This window comes from Streptomyces sp. 11x1 (assembly GCF_032598905.1).
GTDB lineage: Bacteria > Actinomycetota > Actinomycetes > Streptomycetales > Streptomycetaceae > Streptomyces.
Window position 1 is genome coordinate 9,667,089 of sequence record NZ_CP122458.1, and the last position, 19,809, is coordinate 9,686,897.

General features: G+C 72.4%; 18 protein-coding genes. 12 read left to right on the forward strand and 6 right to left on the reverse strand.

What is annotated here, in order from left to right; translation table 11 throughout:
- Positions 1-102: 102 nt before the first annotated feature.
- The 4 genes from P8T65_RS42485 to P8T65_RS42500 all read right to left on the reverse strand — a co-directional run bounded on the left by P8T65_RS42485 (position 103) and on the right by P8T65_RS42500 (position 5,094).
- The gene (locus P8T65_RS42485; RefSeq protein ID WP_316730787.1) at positions 103-816 is read right to left on the reverse strand and encodes an ABC transporter ATP-binding protein; all 714 of its coding nucleotides are present in this window, start codon (positions 814-816) and stop codon (positions 103-105) included.
- Positions 813-1,655: an ABC transporter ATP-binding protein gene (locus tag P8T65_RS42490; protein ID WP_316730788.1), complete on the reverse strand. Its 843-nt coding sequence runs from the start codon at positions 1,653-1,655 to the stop codon at positions 813-815. Before P8T65_RS42490 ends, P8T65_RS42485 begins: the two co-directional genes overlap by 4 nt.
- Positions 1,652-3,679: an ABC transporter permease gene (locus tag P8T65_RS42495; RefSeq protein WP_316730789.1), complete on the reverse strand. Its 2,028-nt coding sequence runs from the start codon at positions 3,677-3,679 to the stop codon at positions 1,652-1,654. Before P8T65_RS42495 ends, P8T65_RS42490 begins: the two co-directional genes overlap by 4 nt.
- Positions 3,680-3,780: 101 nt before the next feature.
- Positions 3,781-5,094, reverse strand: coding sequence for an ABC transporter substrate-binding protein (locus P8T65_RS42500; protein WP_316730790.1), 1,314 nt, complete (start codon positions 5,092-5,094; stop codon positions 3,781-3,783).
- A 279-nt stretch (positions 5,095-5,373) separates the two neighbouring features.
- On the opposite strand from P8T65_RS42500, the gene P8T65_RS42505 reads away from it, so the two are divergent.
- A complete protein-coding gene (locus P8T65_RS42505; protein ID WP_316730791.1) occupies positions 5,374-6,108 on the forward strand; it encodes a hypothetical protein in 735 nt (244 codons plus the stop codon).
- A gap of 90 nt (positions 6,109-6,198) precedes the next feature.
- Here the strand turns inward: P8T65_RS42505 and P8T65_RS42510 are convergent, their stop codons facing one another.
- Positions 6,199-6,816 carry a hypothetical protein gene (locus P8T65_RS42510; protein ID WP_316730792.1) on the reverse strand — a complete coding sequence of 206 codons (618 nt, stop codon included), beginning with the start codon at positions 6,814-6,816 and terminating at the stop codon, positions 6,199-6,201.
- 328 nt (positions 6,817-7,144) lie between these two features.
- Here P8T65_RS42510 and P8T65_RS42515 point away from each other — a divergent pair, with 328 nt between their 5' ends.
- Genes P8T65_RS42515 through P8T65_RS42525 form a run of 3 tightly spaced genes read left to right on the forward strand, consistent with a single transcriptional unit; the run spans position 7,145 to position 9,882 of the window.
- Positions 7,145-8,191, forward strand: a complete 1,047-nt coding sequence (locus tag P8T65_RS42515) for a histidinol-phosphate transaminase (RefSeq protein WP_316730793.1) — start codon at positions 7,145-7,147, stop codon at positions 8,189-8,191.
- 5 nt (positions 8,192-8,196) lie between these two features.
- The gene (locus P8T65_RS42520; RefSeq protein ID WP_316730794.1) at positions 8,197-9,630 is read left to right on the forward strand and encodes an aldehyde dehydrogenase family protein; all 1,434 of its coding nucleotides are present in this window, start codon (positions 8,197-8,199) and stop codon (positions 9,628-9,630) included.
- A gap of 6 nt (positions 9,631-9,636) precedes the next feature.
- Entirely contained in the window at positions 9,637-9,882 is a 246-nt protein-coding gene (locus P8T65_RS42525) for a hypothetical protein (protein WP_316730795.1), read from the forward strand.
- A 100-nt stretch (positions 9,883-9,982) separates the two neighbouring features.
- Here P8T65_RS42525 and P8T65_RS42530 read toward each other — a convergent pair whose 3' ends face one another.
- Complete coding sequence (locus P8T65_RS42530; RefSeq protein ID WP_399103386.1) at positions 9,983-10,474, reverse strand: Lrp/AsnC family transcriptional regulator; 492 nt, start codon at positions 10,472-10,474, stop codon at positions 9,983-9,985.
- A gap of 129 nt (positions 10,475-10,603) precedes the next feature.
- Here P8T65_RS42530 and pdhA point away from each other — a divergent pair, with 129 nt between their 5' ends.
- The 8 genes from pdhA to P8T65_RS42570 all read left to right on the forward strand — a co-directional run bounded on the left by pdhA (position 10,604) and on the right by P8T65_RS42570 (position 19,801).
- Positions 10,604-11,725: a pyruvate dehydrogenase (acetyl-transferring) E1 component subunit alpha gene (pdhA, locus tag P8T65_RS42535; protein ID WP_316730797.1), complete on the forward strand. Its 1,122-nt coding sequence runs from the start codon at positions 10,604-10,606 to the stop codon at positions 11,723-11,725.
- A gap of 3 nt (positions 11,726-11,728) precedes the next feature.
- Positions 11,729-12,811, forward strand: coding sequence for an alpha-ketoacid dehydrogenase subunit beta (locus P8T65_RS42540; RefSeq protein ID WP_399102470.1), 1,083 nt, complete (start codon positions 11,729-11,731; stop codon positions 12,809-12,811).
- Positions 12,808-14,316, forward strand: a complete 1,509-nt coding sequence (locus P8T65_RS42545) for a dihydrolipoamide acetyltransferase family protein (RefSeq protein WP_316730798.1) — start codon at positions 12,808-12,810, stop codon at positions 14,314-14,316. The genes P8T65_RS42540 and P8T65_RS42545 overlap by 4 nt, the downstream gene beginning before the upstream one ends.
- A gap of 150 nt (positions 14,317-14,466) precedes the next feature.
- Positions 14,467-16,173, forward strand: coding sequence for a phenylacetic acid degradation protein PaaN (paaN, locus tag P8T65_RS42550; protein WP_316730799.1), 1,707 nt, complete (start codon positions 14,467-14,469; stop codon positions 16,171-16,173).
- Positions 16,166-17,389, forward strand: coding sequence for a thiolase family protein (locus tag P8T65_RS42555; protein ID WP_316730800.1), 1,224 nt, complete (start codon positions 16,166-16,168; stop codon positions 17,387-17,389). Before paaN ends, P8T65_RS42555 begins: the two co-directional genes overlap by 8 nt.
- Positions 17,386-18,132 (forward strand): enoyl-CoA hydratase/isomerase family protein, encoded by a 747-nt coding sequence (locus tag P8T65_RS42560; RefSeq protein ID WP_316730801.1) that lies wholly within the window; start codon positions 17,386-17,388, stop codon positions 18,130-18,132. The genes P8T65_RS42555 and P8T65_RS42560 overlap by 4 nt, the downstream gene beginning before the upstream one ends.
- Positions 18,129-18,983 carry a 3-hydroxyacyl-CoA dehydrogenase family protein gene (locus P8T65_RS42565; protein ID WP_316730802.1) on the forward strand — a complete coding sequence of 285 codons (855 nt, stop codon included), beginning with the start codon at positions 18,129-18,131 and terminating at the stop codon, positions 18,981-18,983. The genes P8T65_RS42560 and P8T65_RS42565 overlap by 4 nt, the downstream gene beginning before the upstream one ends.
- Positions 18,974-19,801, forward strand: a complete 828-nt coding sequence (locus P8T65_RS42570; protein ID WP_316730803.1) for an enoyl-CoA hydratase-related protein — start codon at positions 18,974-18,976, stop codon at positions 19,799-19,801. Before P8T65_RS42565 ends, P8T65_RS42570 begins: the two co-directional genes overlap by 10 nt.
- Positions 19,802-19,809: the final 8 nt, after the last annotated feature.

Sequence of the window (19,809 nt, forward strand, 5' to 3'; positions counted from 1 at the left end):
CGGGCAGCCCTGAGAGCCCGGCCGAGTGGCAGAGGGTGGGCCGGCCCGAGTGGTTCAGGCTCACGGCGGGTGTGGTGTAGGCGGTTGTGGCCGCCGGCCGGTTCAGGCGTGCTGCTCGCCGAGGTAGCCGGCGATGATGCGGGACTGGTCGGCGCGGAGTTCCCGGGCCGAGGCGTGCGTGGTGATCTCGCCGTGGGAGAGGACGTAGCCGCGGTCGGCTATGTCGAGGGCGAGACCGACGTGCTGTTCGACGAGCAGCACCCCGCAGCCGGTGTCGTCGGCGTAGCGCCTGACGATGGGCAGCAGCTCCTCGACGATGATGGGTGCAAGGCCCAGGCTGAGCTCGTCGAGCAGGAGCAGCTTGGGGCCGCGGGCCAGCGCTCGCCCCATGGCGAGCATCTGTTGCTCGCCGCCGGAGAGCAGTCCTGCCTTGCGGTCCTGGAGGCGGGACAGGGCGGGGAAGTAACGCTGGGCGGCCGCCTGGTCCAGGCGCTCGCCCCGGTGCCCGAGGCGCAGGTGTTCCGCCACCGTGAGGCCGGAGAAGATGCCTCGTCCTTCCGGAACGTGGGCGATGCCGAGGCGGGCGCGGGTCGCTGCCGGGATCCTGGCGAGGTCCGTCCCGTCGAAAGTGATCGTGCCGGCAAGGGGGCGCAGCAGCGCGGAGACGGTCTTGAGCGTGGTGGTCTTCCCCGCTCCGTTGGCCCCGAGGAGGGCGACGACCTCTCCCGCGCCCACTTCGAGGTCGATCCCGCGGATGACGGCGGCTCCGTCGTAACCGGCGGTGAGGCCGGCCACCTCCAGGACTGGGGTGCTCATGGTGTCTCCGGTGTGCTGGTGAGGGCCTTGGCGGAGCCGTCGCCCGAAGTGGCGGAGGCGGAACGGTCGCCCGAAGCGGCGGACGCGGTGGCGGGCTGGGCGGCGGACGCCCCGAGGTAGGCGGCGATGACGGCTGGGTCGGTCCGCACCTGTGCCGGTGTCCCGGAGGCGATCACCTTGCCGAACTCCAGGACGACGACGTGGTCGCAGATGCCCATCACGAGGCTCATGTCGTGGTCGATGAGGAGCAGCGCGGTACCGGCGTCGGCGACCGCGCGCAGTCTGCGTCCGAGTTCGGCGCTCTCCGTGGTGTCCAGGCCGGCCGCGGGTTCGTCGAGACAGATGACGTGGGGGCGGGCTGCCAAGGCCCGTGCCACACCGACGAGTTTGCGTCTGCCCTGGGACAGCTCGTGTGCCGAGGCGTCGGCCAGGTCCTCGAGTCCCAGGGCCGCGAGGGCCTGAGGGACAGCGGGGTTCGGGGACGGGCGGCGCCCGAAGGTCTCGCCGAGCGTGGTCCACCACGTCGAAGGGTCCGCCGTGACCTGGAGGTTCTCCGCGACCGTGAGGTCCTCGAAGAGTTCGCTGCTCTGGAAGGTGCGGGCGAGCCCTCGTCGGGCCCGTACATGGGGCGGCCGTCCGGTCAGGTCCTTGCCGTCCAGTTCCACCCTTCCCCGGGCGGCGACGAGACCGGTGACCGCGTCCACGAAGGTGGTCTTGCCGGCCCCGTTGGGGCCGATGAGCCCCACGAGTTGGCCCTCGCCGACCTCCAGGGAGACATCGCTGAGCGCGTGGACGCCGCCGTAGCTGACGCCCAACTGCTGGACAGAGAGCACGTTCACGGTGCGACCTCCTTGGCCTCGGCAGTGGTACGGCCGAGGTGGATCTCCGGGGAGCCGACGGCGGATGCGTGGTCGGCCGGTGGTCCCGTCGTGGCCGCCGCGCGTCTCGCCCTCTTCGCCGCCCTCCGGCGGTGGGCGGCGCCCGCGATGCCGTCGGGGTTGGCGATCAGCGTCACGATCAGGGAGACGCCGCCGAAGAGCAGGGCCCAGGTCCCCTTGATCCCGAACCACTTGTCCAGCGCATGGGGCAACAGTGCCTCGGTGGACATCAGCCCCGCGATCACGGCTCCGGAGACCATGGTGATGCCGCCGATGTAGGCGAAACCGATCAGGCCGAGTGCGGCCAGCGCGGTGAACCGGGCGGCGCTGACCGAGCCGAAGTTGTAGCCGTAGAGGGTGCCGGCGGCGCTGGCGATGAAGGAGCTGATGGTGAACGCGGCGATCTTCACGGCCCGGACGTCGACACCGGCTGCCGCTGCGGCGCGCTCGTTGGAGCGGACGGCGAGCATCCGCCGGCCGAGTCCGGTGCGCCTGAGGTGGGCGACGTACAGTCCGAGGGCTACGGTGACGGCCAGGACGAGGAAGCCGAACATGGGGCTGGGTTCGTTGCCGTCCAGGCCGCGGAAGTCCGCTTTGGGACCGAGGTCGATCCCGAACAGGCTCGGCGGGGGGACGGAGACTCCGGCCGTTCCGCCGAACGAGGTGTTGTTGAACAGCGCCTGTTCCATGGCCAGGGCCGCGGCCAGGGTGACGACGGCCAGGCTCACACCCCGCACCCGCAGGGCGGAGACGCCCGCGGCCACTCCGAGCAGGGTGGCCAGCACCATCGCGCCGATGGCGGAGAACGGGAACGGGATCCCCCACCCGACCGAGAGGTGGGAGAGGACGAAGCCCGCGGTTCCGGAGAGCGCGAGCTGCATCACGGAGATCTGTCCGACGTAGCCGGTGATGACGACGTAGGACAGGACGATGACCATGCCGATCAAGGAGTTCGTGAGTGCCTGGCGGAAGTCGAACGGGAGCACTATCAGTGCGGCGGCGGCGACCGTGGCGGATATCAGAGCGGGACGCAGCAGCCGCTCCGGCAAGGGCACCGCGGGCAGTCGCTGTTCGACGAGTTCACCGCGGCGCGGCAGACCGGCACCCCGCACGTACAGGGCGACGACCATCAGGGCGAAGACGAGGAGCTGCTGAAGGCCGGGCATGGCGTTGCCGTTGTCGGTCGGGAACCAGCTCTGTGTGGACAGGTAGTACACGATCGACTGGAGCACTCCGATGAGGATCCCCGCGGTGCAGGCGATCCACAGCGAGGTGAACCCGGCGAAGAGGGCGGCGGCCAGGGCCGGGACCACCTGCAGGGGGAGCGTCATGGAGTCGACCTGCACGATGGGCGCGGCCAGGACACCGAGCAGCCCGGCGACCAGGGCGGCCAGGAGGGTGTTGGCCATCGAGACGCTGTTGGGCGACAGGCCTGCCAGCAGCGCGGCCTGTTCGTTCTCCGAGGCCGCGCGGGTGGCGAGGCCCAAGCGGCTCCACCGGTACAGGGCCCCGAGGGCCAGGGCGATCACGACGACCAGTCCGGCCAGGACGAAGCGGTCGGAGGGTGTGGTGATGCCCAGCATGGTGACAGTGCCGGTCGGAAGGATGCTCGGTGCCTGTTGCGGCTGCACCCCGAAGACCAGGAGCACGGTGGCCTGCAGGGTGAGCAGGACTCCGAGGGAGGCCGCGAGCTTGGCCAGGGGCGAGACGGTGCGCAGCGGCTTGAAGACCGCCACCTCTGTCAGGACTCCGACGGCCAGCGCGACTGCGAGCGCCCCGGCGAGAGCGGGTCCCACGGGCAGCGTGAGGCCGAAGAAACCGGTGGTCAGGGCCCAGAAGGCATAGGCCGAGGCCATGGCGACCGCGCCGGTGGACAGGTTGATGATGCCCGAGCCCCGGTAGGTGACCACCACGCCGAGCGCGATGCCGGCGATCAGTGCCCCCTGGCCGAGGCCGAGCACGGCGAAGAGCAGGATCTGTTCCAAGTCATGACTCCTGTCATGAGTCCGTGAGTCCGCGAGTGGCCACCGCTGAGGCTGCGTCCGGGGAGGCGTGCAGCCTCAGCGGTGGCGGGGGAGGGCGGGTCTCACTGGGGCGGGCGGATCCAGTCGGTCAGGGGCTTGAACTGGCCCTTGCCCTCGTACTGGTAGAACCTCGCCTGGTCGTTGCAGACGGCGAGGGCGTCCGGGTACTTGCCGCACTCGACCTCTGCGGCGCCCATGACGACCGGCCCGGGGAACTTCTTGAGCTGCTCGGTCACCGACGCGGGGGTGATCTTGTCCGGGCCGATGGCGTTGAGCACCTTCGCGTACGTCAGGATCGTGCTCCAGCCCAGCGGCGCGAAGACCTTGGACTGGTCGTCCTTGCTCAGCCCGGCCTGCGCCGAGGCCTTCAGGTACGCCTTGGAGTCGGCGGCCGAAGAGTCCATCGGCAGTGTCTGGGCGACGCCGTACGTCCAGGTGGGCAGGTCCCCTCCGAGCCCTTGGGCGACATCGGGGGACATGCACAGCGGCGTGGAGACCACCGGCTTGGTGACATTGAGCTGCTTCAGTGCCTTGGCGATTCCGACGCATCCGCCACCGATGGAGATGGGGACCACGACATCCGCGGTGTTCGCCCCGGCCGCGGTGACCGGGCCGATCAGGTCGGTGGACTGCGCGTCGAATCCGACGGACTTCACCTTCAGACCAGCGGCCTTCAGGCCCTTCACCGCCGCCCCGGAGGCGATCTTGTCGCCGGGGGTGCTCGTGTGGATCACCGCCGCGGTCTTCGCCTTCAGCACGTCACGGGCGTACGTGCCCCAGGTGCCGAAGATGTGCGGCAGGTCGCCGAACGTGCTGAAGGTGTTCTTCGCGGTGGGCATGGTCGGGCCCGTCGCCACTCCGACCAGCACGGGCTTCTTCCCCGCGATCACGGAGTTGAAGGACGCGTCACCGAGGTAGAGATTGCCGACGCCGATGGCGGAGACCTCCTTGTCGCCCAGCAGTTGCTGGCCGCACTTCTGTCCCTCCTCCTCGGCGGACACCACCGTGCAGACGTTCAGCTTCAGCGGGTGCCCGCCGATGCCGCCCAGCTCGTCGTTGACGTACTTCACGGCGGTACGGGCACCCAGGGTGGCTTCGGGGTTGCCGCCGGGGCCGCCTTCGACGTTCACCCAGCCCAGGGTGACCGGGTCGAGGCCGGCGTCGGCCTTGCCCGCCTTTCCGCCGACGTAGTCGAGGTAGTCCGTCACGACGTCACTTGCCGAGCGGGAGTCCGAAGTCGCGGAGGAGCCACCTCCGGAGGCGCCGGACGACGAGGATGCGTCGGTGCCCGATCCGCTGCATGCGGCGACGCCCAGCAGGGGCGCCATGGCGGCGGAGACGAGGCCGAGTCTCAGGGGGCGTGAGAGTGAGGGCATGCGGGATCCTCCTGGATCGGAAAACGGCGGGGCGGCGTTGCCCGGCACGGCATGCGGGAAAGCAGAGGAAGGCAGAGGAAGGCAGGCGGGTGCACCGGGATGACCAGTGCCTCGGACCAGCCCGAGGAACTTCGAAAGGCCAGGTGATCGGCGCTTTCGAGTTCCGTAACTTTCTTACGGATCGGGAATCTAGGTGTACGCTGGCGCCCTGTCAACGCCCCGGTTCACACCGAATTAACGATCATGCAATGGGAGGGGAAGGACATGACGGAGCACGCCGTGAGACGCAGGCTCCCTCGGCGCTCACCCGAGGAGACCCGGGCCCTCATGCTGGAAGCGGCCACCAAGCTCGTCTGCGCCGGTGCCTCCGACACGAGCGAGGAGGCTGTCTCCGCAGCCCTTGCGCACATCCGCGTCAAGCGGGTCACCGAGGAAGCCACCCGCATCATGCGGGAGAGGCTGGGCGACGACACGGCACCGGCGATCACGACCGGCTCCATCTACCAGATCTGGCCCGCCCAGGCCGACTTCCAGGCGGATCTCCTCTTCCACCTCACCAGTCGGCAGGCCGAACTGGTCCCGGGGCTGCCGGAGAGCATCCGGCGTTTCAAGGAGGCGGTCGACAGCGGTACGACCTGGCAGGAGGCTCTCAACGACGTCCTGACGGACAACCACGAGAACCACCGCGTGGACCCGGTCTACCGTGTGCTGCTCGGCTTCTACGCCAGTGCCGCGAACCCACGCGTCCGCGATGCCCTGGGGCACTACGGCGAGTCGTTCACCGAGGTCGCCTGCGAGGCGTACCAGGCGCTGCTGGACGCCTACGGGCTGCGCATGCGCGCGCCCTACAAGATCGAACACCTCGCCACCACCATCGCCGCACTGCTCGACGGCTTCCACATGCGCTGGATCGCCGGACATCCCAATCTGGAGGACCCGGAAGGACGGGACCGCTGGTCCCTCGCGACCCGGGCCGCGGTGGTGGTGTTCGACCAGTTCACCGAACCGGCGTAGGTGGGTGCGCACGTCCATGCGTCGATGAGCGCGGAGCGTCTGCGCATCGGATCGGCAATCTGCCGTCGGCGTGATCGCCCGTGCTGGCGGTCACGGATGGTCGATGCCCCATGGGTTCGGGGTGGGGTCCCCGGGTGTGCCGCACGCGGTCTTCGGTGGGAGGAGGCGCTGGGCGGCGATTCGGGTGGTGCGGAACGCCGTGTCCCCCGTTGTGGAGGCGGGCGTCAAGCGACTTGTGGTGGACGGGAGTTCGGTCCGCGTCAGTGGTCTCCCCGGGTACGCCGCCATGAGGAGGCCGGTGCAGTCGTCGCGTTCCCTCGGTGCGAGGCCCGCGGGGAAGCCGATGGTCCGGGGGCTGCTCCCGTCGGTGGTCAGGCGGAAGCGCAGGACGGACCTCAGGTTCGTCCCCGCCGTCGTGGCGGTGGCCTCCCAGAACTGGACCTGCACCGTGATCGGTTCGCACAGGGGCGCGCCGGCGTGCGGACCGATCACCACCGCCGCATCCTCGGCCGCCGCCTCGTCGGGGAACGACACCCGCAGCCACTCCGCCCGCTTCTCGGCCGACCAGCCGCCGGCCGCCCGGCAGGCGCCGGCGCCCGCCTGTACTCCGTCGGCCTTTTCGGCCTTCTCTGCGCAGCCGGTGGTCAGCAGCGTAAGAACCGCCATCAGTGACGCCAACGACCCGTGGGCGAGCTGGGGCCTGGACATGGTCTCCCTCGATCGGCGGGGGCGAGGCGCCGGCGGCCTCGCTCGGTGGAGGCAGTCTTCGCGGAGCGCGGTGAGGGCCGGGGGGCCGGAAAGGGGCATGTGGCCGACTTGTGATCAACAGGTTCTCGCGGGACCGGGCCGTCCGTCTCGCGGGAGCGGTTCTGGCGGGGGTCCGGCGGGACTACTTGCTGGTACAGGTGCGGCCGATCGGCAGTTTGTCGCCTGATTTCCCATTTGGTTGAACAGTTGTCGATCGCTGTCCACGATTCTCCTGTCCAGTGCCCGGAGGCACGACTTCCGGCCCCGTCGCTGCAGAAGCGAGTCGAGCATGGTGCGCGTCCGTTCGTCCCTGGCCCAACTGCCCGCCTACGTCCCCGGCCGCAAATTGCCCGGCGCGGTCGCGCTGGCGAGCAACGAGTCCCCGTACGGGCTGCTGCCCGGTGTCGCGGCGCGGCTCGCGGAACTGGCCGGGGGGGTGTCGCGGTATCCCGACATGAGCGCCGCCGCGCTCGTCCGTGCCCTCGCCGAGCACCACGACGTCGACCCCGAGCGGATCGCGGTGGGCGCCGGTTCCTCGGAGGTCTGCGCACAGCTGCTGCACTCGGTCGTCGGGCCCGGCGACGAGGTCGTCTTCGGCTGGCGGTCCTTCGAGGCGTACCCGATCCTCACGGCGGTGGCGGGCGGCACGGCGGTGCGGGTCCCCCTGCGTGCGCACGGGCTGGACCTCGACGCCATGGCCGAGGCGGTCGGCGACCGGACCCGGCTGGTGTTCGTCTGCAACCCCAACAACCCCACCTCCACCGCGGTCGGCGAGCAGGCGCTGCGCGACTTCGCGGACAGGGTGCCGCAGGACGTACTGATCGTCGTCGACGAGGCGTACCGGGAGTACGCCGACCCGGAGCTGGTCCCCGACGCGCTCGCGCTGCTCGGCGACCGGCCGAACGTGGTGGTGCTGCGGACCTTCTCCAAGGCGTACGGCCTGGCCGGGCTGCGGGTCGGCTACTGCGTCGGCCCGTCCGGCATCGCGGAGCACGTCCGCAAGACCCAGATCCCGTTCAGCGTCAGCGCGCTCGCCCAGGAGGCGGCGGTGGTCGCCCTCGGCGAGCATGCCGAGGTCGTCCGGAGGGCCGCCCTCACGACCGCCGAACGACAGCGGGTGACACTGCGGTTGCGCGACCTCGGCTTCGAAGTCCCCGACTCCCAGTCCAACTTCGTCTGGCTGCCGCTCGCCGGTGACAGCGCGGACTTCGCCCTGCACTGCCTCGGCGGCGATGTCGTCGTGCGCCCGTTCGTCGGCGAGGGCGTCCGGGCCACGATCGGGCTGCGGGCGGAGAACGACGCCCTGCTCGCGCTCGCCGCGAGCTGGAGAGGCTGACGGCCGTGCGTGTGGGGCCCTACGAGCGGCATCGCGAGCTGCTGCAGCAGGCTGTACGGGCCGTGGCGGCCGGTGAGTGCTGCGCACCGTTCACGCGCGCGGGGCGGGGCGGCGCCGACGCGGGCATGAGGTCGGCACGGACCGCGGAGAAGGTGTTCGGCTCGCTGGCGGGCCGCGCCTTCGAACTCGGCCAGCCCGGTGAACTCGGCCGGGTGTGCAGCGAGTCCTCGCCGTACGGGGTCGTCATGGACATCGGCTATCCGCGGTGCGACCCCGCGGCGCTGGTGGCGGCGGCCGGCCGGGCGATGGCCGGCTGGCGGGCCGCCGGGCCGTACCAGCGGGCCGGGGTGGCGGTGGAGATACTGCGCCGGCTGAACACCCGCAGCCACGAGCTGGCGCTCGCGGTGCACCACACCACGGGCCGGTCCCTCTCGGCCGCGTTCCGGGCCGCCGGGCCGCCCGCCCAGGACCGCGCACTGGAGGTGGTGGCCCGCGCGTTCGCCGAGTCGGAGCGCGTTCCCGCGGACCTGCGCTGGGAGAGTCCGCGCGGCCGGAAGGAACCGCTGGCGATGGCGGGCACCTGCGCCCTGGCGCCGCGCGGTGTGTCCCTCCTCGTCGGCTGCCCCGAGCATCCCACCTGGAACGGCTGGCCGGCCCTGTTCGCCAGCCTGGTGACCGGCAACCCGGTGATCGTGGCCCCGCATCCCCGATCCGTACTGCCGCTGGCGATCACCGTGCGCGTCGCGCGGCAGGTGCTGGCGGAGGCCGGGCACGACCCCGACCTCGTCGCCCTGGCCGTCGCGGCACCCGGGGAACCCCTGTGGCAGCGGCTGGCCACGGACCCGGCGGTGCGCATCGTCGACTTCACCGGTCCTGCCCGGTTCGCCGACTGGCTGGAGCAACACGCCCGACAGGCCGCCGTGTTCGCCCACCGGACCGGACTGAACACCGTGGTCGTCGACTCCACCGAGGACTACCGCGGCCTGGTGCGCGGCCTCGCGCTCTCCCTGTGCCTGTGCGGCGGAACGGTCCGTACGACACCGCAGAACATCCTGGTGCCGACGGCGGGTATCGCGACCGACGAGGGCCACAAGACCCTCCGCGACCTCGGCGCCGACCTCGGCGACGCCGTCGACCGGCTGCTCGGGCACCCGGTCCGCGTGGCCAGGCTGCTGGGCGCGATCGTCGACAATGAGGTGCGCACGGGACTGGCACAGGCCGCGCGGTACGGCGCGGTGGTGCACGCCTCCGGGGCGCTGCACCACCCGGACCATCCCGGCGCCGACCTGCGCAGCCCGCTCGTGGTGCGGCTGGGGGCGCGGGACGAGCGGGTCTACGCCCGGGAGTGGCCCGGGCCGGTTGCCTTCCTCGTGGGCACCGATTCGACCTCGCACAGCCTGGAGATCTTCCGCCGCACGGTCGGCCGCCACGGTGCGTAGTTCGCCGTGGTGCACTCGACCGATCCGCTGGTCCTGGCGGCCGCCGAGGCGGCGGCGCTCGACGTCGGCGTCCACCTGGTGGAGAACCTCGCCGACGACCTGCCCGCCGATCCCTCCTCGGCCGCGCCCGAGCCGCCGGGCGGCGGGGCGCACTTTGTCACCGGGCGCTTCCGGGTGGTGCGCTCGCGCGGCCGCAGCGCCGCCGCCGTGGGCCCGCCCGGGCGCGACCCCGGGCAACTCGTCGGCGCCTGACGGGCCGACCGCACTCCGTCGGCCCGGTCGGGACACCTGGGGGCACGGTCGGGGCGGCCCGGGTACCGGTCGGTGTGGTCGGGGCCGGCCGGTACCCCGGTCAGCCCGTCCAGTCCGCCCCGCGCCCCCGCACTTCGTCGAACACCAGCCAGGTCCGCGTCGAACGCACCCCGGGAACCCCCTGGATCCTCTCCAGCACGACCGAGCGCAGCGCCTCGTTGTCCGGTGCGCGCACCAGTACCAGGACGTCGAAGTCGCCCGTGACCAGGGAGACATGCTCCACGTACGGGATGTCGCGCAGCTCACGCGAGATGTCCCGCCAGGCGGCCTGCTCGGTGCTCAGGGTGACATAGGCGCTCGTGCCGAGGCCGGCCCGCTTGGGGTTCAGCTGCGCGGTGAAGCCGGTGATCACCCCCTCGGACAGCAGCCTGCCGATGCGTGTGTAGGCGTTGGCACGCGAGATGTGCACCTGTTCGGCCAGCGCGCGGACCGACTGGCGGGCGTCCTTCAGCAGCCGGGCCAGGATCTGGCGGTCGGTGTCGTCGAGCGGGACGGCAGTTCGTCCGGGCACGGGCCCCGCCGGCGAGTCCATCTCAGACACATTGCTCTCCAGGACCTGAGGATTCGACACTTCATCTGCGGTTCACGCGAAACCTTGAACACATATTCCCTCGTCGTCACCATTCTCCTGTCAAGTGTCCAGAGAAAGCGAGTGCCCTCCATGTCCGTGAAGAGCCTCCGACAGACGGTCCAGGGTCTCCTGCCGTCCCTCACGCCGGTGCGGTTCGTGGCCGAGGACGGCACCGCCGTGTCCAAGCCCCCGGCCGGCTACAGCGAGCCCTCGGTGGAGGTCCTGCGCGAGGCCTACCGGCGGATGGTCCTGGGGCGCCGCTTCGACACCCAGGCCACCGCGCTCACCAAGCAGGGGCGCCTCGCCGTCTACCCCTCCAGCCGGGGCCAGGAGGCCTGCCAGGTCGGTGCCGTGCTCGCGCTGCGCCCGGACGACTGGGTGTTCCCGACCTACCGGGACTCCGTCGCCCTGGTCACCCGTGGCATCGACCCGGTCGAGGTGCTCACCCTGCTGCGCGGCGACTGGCACTGCGGCTACGACCCGGCCGCCACCCGCGTCGCCCCCCAGTGCACCCCGCTGGCCACCCAGGTGCTGCACGCCACCGGCATGGCCGAGGCGCAGCGCCGCAAGGGCGAGGACGGCGTGGCGATGGCCCTGATCGGTGACGGCGCCACCAGCGAGGGCGACTTCCACGAGGCACTGAACTTCGCGGCCGTCCTCCGCGCGCCGGTCGTCTTCTTCGTCCAGAACAACAAGTACGCGATCTCCGTCCCCCTGGCCCGGCAGACCGCGGCACCCGCCCTCGCCTACAAGGGCATCGGCTACGGGGTGCGCTCCGAGCAGGTCGACGGCAACGACCTGGTCGCCGTGCTCGCGGTGCTCACCGACGCCGTCGCGCACGCCCGCGCCGGGCACGGCCCCGTCCTGGTCGAGGCGCACACCTACCGCATGGACGCGCACACCAACGCCGACGACGCGACCCGCTACCGCGACGCCGAGGAGGTCGAGCGCTGGGGCGCCGCGGACCCCCTCAGCCGACTGGAGGCGCACCTGCGGGCCCGTGGCGCCCTCACCGACGCCGACACGACGGCCGCACGGGAGGAGGCGGAAGCCCTGGCCGCGGACCTGCGTACCCGCATGAACACGGACACCACCGCCGACCCGCTGGAGCTGTTCGACCACGTCTACGCCGAGCCCACCCCGCAACTGCGCGAGCAGCGCGCCCAGTTGGCGGCCGAGCTCGCCGAGACCGCCCTGACCCAGGAGGACTGACCCATGGCCGAGACCACCGAGACCACCGAGACCACCGAGGCCACCGGGCTCACCGCCACCACCGAGCCCACCAAGGTCACCATGGCGCAGGCGCTCAACACCGCCCTGCGCGACGCCCTGCGCGAGGACGACCGTGTGCTCGTCTTCGGCGAGGACGTCGGCCCGCTGGGCGGCGTCTTCCGCATCACCGACGGACTGACCCGCGACTTCGGCGAGGAGAGGTGTTTCGACACCCCGCTCGCCGAGGCCGGCATCGTGGGGCTCGCCGTCGGCATGGCGATGGGCGGCTTCCGGCCCGTGGTGGAGATGCAGTTCGACGCCTTCGCCTACCCGGCGTTCGAGCAGATAGCCTCCCACGTCGCCAAGCTGCGCAACCGAACCCGGGGACGGCTCTCGCTGCCGCTGGTGATCCGCATCCCGTACGCGGGCGGCATCGGCGGGGTCGAGCACCACTGCGACTCCAGCGAGGCGTACTACGCCCACACCCCCGGCCTGAAGGTCGTCACCCCGGCGACGGCCGAGGACGCGTACTGGCTGCTGAGGGACGCCATCGCCGACCCCGACCCGGTGGTCTTCCTGGAGCCGAAGAAGCTCTACTGGTCGCGCGAGGACACCGACCTGGCCCGGCGCGGCGCGCTGCCGTTCGGGCGGGCGGCCGTACGACGGGAGGGCCGTGACGCCACGGTCGTCGCGTACGGGCCGTCGGTTCCGGTGGCCCTGGCCGCGGCCGAGGCCGCGGCGGCCGAGGGCATCGAGCTGGAGGTGGTCGACCTGCGCACGATCGTCCCCTTCGACGACGAGACGGTGACGGCCTCCGTACGGCGGACCGGGCGCTGTCTGGTCGTGCAGGAGGCCCAGGGTTTCGCCGGGGTCGGGGCGGAGATCGCCGCGCGCGTCCAGGAACGCTGCTTCCACTCGCTCGCCGCACCCGTCCTGCGCGTGGCCGGCTTCGACATCCCCTATCCGCCGCCGAAGCTGGAGCACGCACATCTGCCCGGCGTCGACCGGATCCTCGACGCCGTCGACCGCCTTCAATTCGGCGACGAACCGGACACCCGGCATCTTGTGAAGGGAGCGGTCGCATGACCACCGCAACGCGTCCGGAGCAGCTGTTCCGGCTGCCCGACCTCGGCGAAGGGCTGACCGAGGCGGAGATCGTCGAGTGGAAGGTCGCCGTCGGCGACACCGTGACCGTCGACCAGGTCGTGGTCGAGGTCGAGACCGCCAAGGCCGCGGTCGAGGTGCCGGTCCCGTACGCGGGCACGGTGCTCCGGCTGCACGCGGAGGCGGGTACGGCGCTGCCGGTGGGGGAGCCGCTGATCACCGTGGGGGAGGGAGTCCCCGCCGTGGCCGACGGGTCCGCGGGCGGGCCCCGGCCCGAGGAGGCGGGTGGCGCACCGGAGCCGTTGAGGGCGGCCGACGCGGCGGCCGAGCGTTACCGGGAGGAGGAACAGGCCGGATCCGGCAATGTGCTGATCGGCTACGGCACCGGCCACGGCCCGACGACCTCGCGCCGCCGTCGCCGCGCCGCCGCGGCGGCGGGCCCGTCCGTGGGCGCCGCGCCTGCCGGAGCCGCCGGGAGTGCTGCCGGTGCCGCGCAGCGATCCGGAGCGGTCGACAGTGTCGCACCGGACACCTCGGCCACAGCCACAGCCACAGCCACCCCCACCGCCGCCCCAGCGCATGCCCCCCGGGTGATCTCGCCCCTCGTGCGGAGGATGGCCCGGGACCACGGCGTCGACCTCGGCGGCTTGTCACCGTCCGGGCCGGCGGGAGTCGTCCTCAGAAGGGACGTCGAGCAGGCCGTCGCCCGGGCTGCCGGGCAGGCCACGAGCCCGAGCCCGGCCCACGAGGCCGCGGCCCCCGTCCCCGCACCGCAGGAGCCGACCACGGCGGCCGGTCCCGAGCGCATCCCCCTGCGCGGAGTCCGCCGCGCCGTCGCCGACAAGCTCTCCCGCAGCCGGACCGAGATCCCCGACGCCACCACCTGGGTCGACGTGGACGCGACCGGGCTGTTGGAGGCCAAGAAGGCGCTGGAATCCGCCGGTTCCGGCACGCGCATCGGGCTGCTGGCGCTGTTCGCCCGCATCTGTGTCGCGGGGCTGCGCCGCTTTCCCGAGCTGAATTCCACGGTCGACACCGAGCGCCGGGAGATCCTCCGCCACGACCAGGTGCACCTGGGTTTCGCCGCCCAGACCGAACGCGGGCTGGTCGTCCCGGTCGTCCGCGACGCCCACCTCATGACGACCGTCCAACTGGCCGCCGAACTCGCCCGGTTGACCGAGCTCGCCCGCGGCGGGAACCTGCCGCCGTACGCGCTGACCGGAGGCACCTTCACCCTCAACAACTACGGGGTGTTCGGCGTCGACGGATCCACACCGATCATCAACCACCCGGAGGCCGCCCTGCTCGGCGTCGGCCGCCTCGTCGACAAACCATGGGTCGTGGACGGCCGGTTGACGGTCCGCAGGGTCACACAGCTCTCCTTCAGCTTCGACCACAGGGTCTGTGACGGCGGCGTGGCCGGTGGCTTCCTGCGCTTCGTGGCCGACTGCGTCGAGCGACCGGCGATCCTGCTCGCGGACGTCTGATCCGCCGGCCTCACCCGTAGGTGCCCACCCCGGTCCGTCGCCGGCTCCGGGCCCGTCGCCTCGCAGCCCCTTCCTCCCAGCCCCGCCCTGCCTCCGCCCCCTGGCGGACCGCACCCACCGACCTACCGAACGTTCGGCCAGGAGTACTCGATGCCCACCGATTTCCACGCCCGCCACGCGGACCTGCTCCAGCAGGCCGCGGAGCACGCCGCCGCCCGCGGCTACTGGACGCCGTACCCGGAGACACCCAGCACCTCCGCCTACGGAACCGAGGCGCCCCACCAGGGCGAGGCCGCCTTCCGCGCCCTCCTCGGCAACCCCTTCCCCCTCGAAGGACACCCCGGCGCGGGCACCGTCCCCGCCACCGAGTTCTCGCCCTACGGCTTCCCGCTCGGCGTCAGCTACCCCTACCTCGCACCCGACACGGCCGTCACCACGGCCAAGGCCGCCGCCACGGCATGGCGCGCCGCGAGCCCCGACACCCGGGCCGGGGTCGCGGCCGAGATCCTTGCCCGGCTGAACGCGGCGAGCTTCGAGATCGCGCACGCCGTCCAGCACACCACCGGCCAGCCGTTCGTGATGGCCTTCCAGGCAGGCGGCCCGCACGCCCAGGACCGCGGGCTCGAAGCGGTGGCGTACGCCTGGTACGAGCAGAAGCGTCACCCGGCCACCACCCGCTGGAGCAAGCCGCAGCGCCGGGGCGGCCCGCTCGCCATGGACAAGACCTACACCCCGGTCGGACGCGGCGTCGCCGTGCTGATCGCCTGCAACACCTTCCCCACCTGGAACGGCTACCCGGGCCTGTTCGCGAGCCTGGTCACCGGCAACCCGGTCATCGTCAAGCCGCACCGGCGGGCCGTACTGCCGCTGGCCATCACGGTGCGCATCGCCCGCGAGGTCCTGGCGGAGGCCGGATTCGACCCCGACGTGGTGCTGCTCGCCGCCCAGCGCCCCGGCGAACGCACCGCCCCCGCCCTGGCCACGCACCCCGACGTGCGCATCGTGGACTTCACCGGGTCCAGCGAGTTCGGCGACTGGCTGGAGACCAACGCCCGCCAGGCCGCCGTGCACACCGAGAAGGCCGGACTGAACACCGTCCTCGTCGACTCCACCGACGACTACGCCGGACTGCTGCGCAACCTGGCCTTCTCGCTCGCCCTCTACAGCGGTCAGATGTGCACCACCCCGCAGAACATCCTGGTCCCGCGCGAGGGCTTCACCACCGACCAGGGGCCGCGCACGGCCGACGAGTTCGCCGGCGACCTGGGCACGGCGCTGGACAACCTGCTCGGCGACCCCGCGCGCGCCGCGGGCACCCTGGGCGCGATCGTGAACGAGGGCGTCCTGAACGGCCTGGAGGAGGCGGCGACGGTCCTCGACGGCCGTATCGCGCACCCCTCCCGGACGCTGGTGTACCCCGAGCACCCCGAAGCCGTCGTCCGCACCCCGCTGGTGGCCCGGCTCGACGCCGGGGCCGGGGCCGACGAGAAGACGTACACCAGCGAGTGGTTCGGACCGGTCTCGTTCGTCATCGGTACCGACTCCACCGCGCACGGCCTGCGGCTTCTGCGCGACACCGTCCGGCGCCACGGCGCGCTGACCGCCTCGGTGTACACCACCGACACCGAGGTGCTGGAGGGGGCCCGCGAGGCCGCGCTGGACGCGGGCGTGCACCTGTCGGAGAACCTGACCGGCGCCGTCTTCGTCAACCAGTCCGCCGCCTTCAGTGACTTCCACGGCACCGCGGCCAACCCCGCCGCCAACGCCGCCCTCACCGACCCGGCCTTCGTCACCGGCCGCTTCTCGGTGGTCCAGTCCCGCCGCCACGCCCCCGCCGAGGAGCCCGCCCATGTCTGACGACGTCTTCCTGATCGACGGCGCGCGCACCCCCCAGGGCCGCTACGGCGGCGCACTGGCCAACGTACGTCCCGACGACCTGGCCGCCCTGGTGGTGGGTGAGGCCGTGCGCCGCGCGGGGATCCCGTCCGAGGCCGTGGACGAGGTGGTCCTGGGGGCCGCCAACCAGGCGGGCGAGGACAACCGGGACGTGGCGCGCATGGCCGTACTGCTGGCGGGGCTGCCGCACACAGTCCCCGGCTACACGGTCAACCGGCTCTGCGCCTCCGGGCTGACCGCTCTCGCGAGCGCCGCCCAGGCGATCCGCTCCGGGGAAGCGGACCTGGTGGTCGCGGGCGGGGTGGAGTCCATGACCCGCGCCCCCTGGGTGATGGCCAAACCCGGCACCCCCTGGGCCAAGCCGGGGGAGGTGCACGACACCTCACTGGGCTGGCGCTTCACCAACCCGCGCTTCGCCGCCGCCGACCGGGCCGTGCCCGCGGGGGCAGGTCCCGACACGGTCAGGGTGACCCTCACGATGGGGGAGACCGCCGAGGAGGTCGCGGCTCTCGACGGCATCACCCGAGCCGAGTCCGACGCGTTCGCGCTGCGCAGTCACCAGCGGGCCGTGGCGGCGCGGGAGGCGGGGCGCTTCGACCGTGAGATCGTGCCGGTCCCGACGAAGGACGGCGAGGTCACCCGTGACGAGGGGCCGCGCCCCGGCACGACGCTGGCGAAGCTCGGCGCGCTGCGGACCGTCTTCCGCGAGGACGGCGTCGTCACCGCCGGCTCCTCCTCGCCGCTGTCGGACGGCGCCGCCGCGCTGGTGGTCGCGAGCGCCGAAGCCGTACGGCGGTACGGGCTCACCCCGCGGGCGCGGATCGTCACGTCCGCGTCGGCGGGCGTCCAGCCCCACCTCATGGGCCTCGGCCCGGTGCCCGCCACGCAGAAGGCACTGGCCCGCGCCGGATGGCAGGCCGGCGACGTGGACGCGGTCGAGCTGAACGAGGCCTTCGCCGCCCAGGCGCTGGTCGTCGTGCGCCGTCTCGGGCTCGACGAGGAGAGGGTCAACGCCGACGGCGGCGCCATCGCGCTCGGCCATCCCCTCGGCTGCTCCGGCGCCCGCATCATGCTGACCCTGCTCGGCCGACTGGAGCGCGAGGACGCCCGCCGGGGCCTGGCGACCCTGTGCGTGGGAGTCGGCCAGGGCGTCGCCATGCTCGTGGAGCGGGTGTGAGCACCGCCTACGAGACGCTGCTCGTCAAGGAGCGAGAAGACCGGGTCGTCGTCACCCTGCACCGGCCCGAGGCCCGCAACGCCATCAGCGGCCGCATGATCGCCGAACTGCACGAGGTGTGCGCTCTGCTGGAAGCCGATCCGAAGCTGCTGCTGCTCACCGGGCACGGCGGTGTCTTCGCGGGCGGCGCCGACATCGCCGAACTGCTGCGACGCGGCCGCGACGAAGCCCTCCAGGGCATCAACAGCCGCCTGTTCGAGCGCGTGCGCCGACTCCCCATGCCCACGCTCGCGGCCGTCGACGGCTGGGCCCTGGGCGGCGGCGCCGAACTGGCGTACGCCTGCGACCTGCGCATCGCGGGTCCGGACGCCGTCTTCGGCAATCCCGAGCCGGGGCTCGGCATCCTCGCCGCGGCCGGGGCCTGCCGGTGGCTGCCCGAGCTGGTCGGCGAGTCCGTCGCCAAACAGATGCTGCTGGCGGGGCGGAACCTCGACGCGGCCGCGGCACTGGCGGCGGGGCTGGTCATCGACGTCGTACCGGCGGAGAAGCTGCTGGACGGGGCGCACGCCCTGCTCGACCGGATGGCCTGCTCCTCCGCCACCGCGCTGCGGCTGACGAAGCTCGTCGTCGACGCACCCGGCGCCCATCCGGTCGTCGACGACCTGGCGCAGGCCGTGCTGTTCGAGGGAGAGGACAAGAAGGACCGCATGACACGCTTCCTGGAGAAGAGGAGCCGGGCATGATCTCAGTACCCGCAGTCGTCGGGGCCATCGGCGGCGGCCGTATGGGCGCCGGTATCGCACAGTCCTTCGCGACGGCCGGTTCGGCCGTGACCGTCGTGGAGAGTGGCGAACAGGCCGCGGCCGCGGCACTGGACCGTGTCGCCGCCGGACTGAGGAGAGCAGCCGAACGCGGCGCACTGGACGAGCCTGCGGAGGAGGTGCTGGCCCGGGTGACGACGGTGCCGTCCGTCGACGCCCTGCCCTCGCACGCCGATCTGGTCGTCGAGGCCGTCCCCGAGGACGCAGCGCTCAAGGCCCGGCTCCTGGCCGCCGCCGAGCGGGCGGTGAGCCCCGGCACCGTACTGGCCAGCAACACCAGTTCCCTCTCGGTCACCGATCTCGCCGCCGCCCTCACCCGGCCCGACCGCTTCCTGGGCATGCACTTCTTCAATCCGGTGCCCGCCTCGGAACTGGTCGAGATCGTCGTCACGCCCGACACCGGGACCGACACCGTGGAGGCGGCCCTGGGTTGGACGCGCTGCCTCGGCAAGAAGGACGTCGTCGTCCGGGACTCGCCCGGCTTCGCCAGCAGCCGCCTCGGCCTGGCCCTGGGTCTGGAGGCGATCCGCATGGTCGAAGAGGGCGTCGCGGAACCGGACGCCATCGACGACGCCATGCGGCTCGGCTACAAGCACCCCATGGGGCCGCTGCGCCTGACCGACCTGGTCGGACTCGACGTACGCCTCGCCATCGCCGAGCACCTGCACGCCACGCTCGGCGAACGCTTCGCCCCGCCCCGGCTGCTGCGGGAGAAGGTCGCCCTTGGCGAGCTCGGCCGCAAGACCGGAAAGGGGTTCTACACATGGCAATGAGCGCCACGAACCGGCCTTCGGCCGACGAGACCGGGCACGGCATCGGCTACACCCTGGACGGCGGCGTCGCCGTCATCGAACTCCGAAGGCCCTCCGCGGGAAACGCCCTGGACGTGTCGTTGCGCGCCGGACTGATCGCCGCGGTACGCCGGGTGCGCCAGGACGGCGACCTCGTCCGGGCGGTGCTGCTCACCGCCGAGGGCCGGCACTTCTGCGTCGGACAGGACCTCAAGGAGCACGCACGGGCGCTGGAAAGCGCACCCGCCTCCGCCTTCGCCATCGTCCGGGACGAGTACAACCCGCTCGTCGAGGAACTGCGCACGCTGCCGCAGCCCGTGGTCGCGGCCGTCGAGGGTGCCTGCGTCGGAGCGGGACTGGGGCTCGCGCTCTGTGCCGACCTACGGGTCGCCGGAGCCGGCGCCCGCTTCGCGACCGCATTCACCGGGATCGGCCTGGCCGCCGACAGCGGTCTGAGCGGGGCCCTGGCGCAGACGGTCGGTCCGTCGCGGGCCGCCGCACTGATGCTGCTCGGCGACCGCTTCGACGCGGAAGCGGCGCAGCGGTGGGGCCTGATCCACAGCGTCGTGCCGGACGGCGGCGCCGCTGCGGAGGGCCTGGCTCTGGCCAAGCGCCTCGCCGCCGGTCCCACCGCCGCGTACGCCGAGGTCAAGGCGCTCCTCCGGGCCGACGGAGCGCCCTTGCCCGTCGTCCTGGAACGCGAAGCGGCGGCCCAGGAGCGACTGGGTTCCACCGAGGACCACCGGGCTGCCGTACGGGCCTTCCTCGAAGGCCGGCAGCCGTCCTTCGCCGGACGCTGACCCGACTG

Coding starts and splice junctions, on each gene's coding strand:
- P8T65_RS42485 (WP_316730787.1), bottom strand. CDS start 816: ATGAGCACCCCAGTCCTGGAGGTGGCCGGCCTCACCGCCGGTTACGAC.
- P8T65_RS42555 (WP_316730800.1), top strand. CDS start 16,166: ATGTCTGACGACGTCTTCCTGATCGACGGCGCGCGCACCCCCCAGGGC.
- pdhA (WP_316730797.1), top strand. CDS start 10,604: ATGTCCGTGAAGAGCCTCCGACAGACGGTCCAGGGTCTCCTGCCGTCC.
- P8T65_RS42565 (WP_316730802.1), top strand. CDS start 18,129: ATGATCTCAGTACCCGCAGTCGTCGGGGCCATCGGCGGCGGCCGTATG.
- P8T65_RS42515 (WP_316730793.1), top strand. CDS start 7,145: ATGGTGCGCGTCCGTTCGTCCCTGGCCCAACTGCCCGCCTACGTCCCC.
- P8T65_RS42510 (WP_316730792.1), bottom strand. CDS start 6,816: ATGTCCAGGCCCCAGCTCGCCCACGGGTCGTTGGCGTCACTGATGGCG.
- P8T65_RS42530 (WP_399103386.1), bottom strand. CDS start 10,474: ATGGACTCGCCGGCGGGGCCCGTGCCCGGACGAACTGCCGTCCCGCTC.
- P8T65_RS42545 (WP_316730798.1), top strand. CDS start 12,808: ATGACCACCGCAACGCGTCCGGAGCAGCTGTTCCGGCTGCCCGACCTC.
- P8T65_RS42540 (WP_399102470.1), top strand. CDS start 11,729: ATGGCCGAGACCACCGAGACCACCGAGACCACCGAGGCCACCGGGCTC.
- P8T65_RS42500 (WP_316730790.1), bottom strand. CDS start 5,094: ATGCCCTCACTCTCACGCCCCCTGAGACTCGGCCTCGTCTCCGCCGCC.
- P8T65_RS42570 (WP_316730803.1), top strand. CDS start 18,974: ATGGCAATGAGCGCCACGAACCGGCCTTCGGCCGACGAGACCGGGCAC.
- paaN (WP_316730799.1), top strand. CDS start 14,467: ATGCCCACCGATTTCCACGCCCGCCACGCGGACCTGCTCCAGCAGGCC.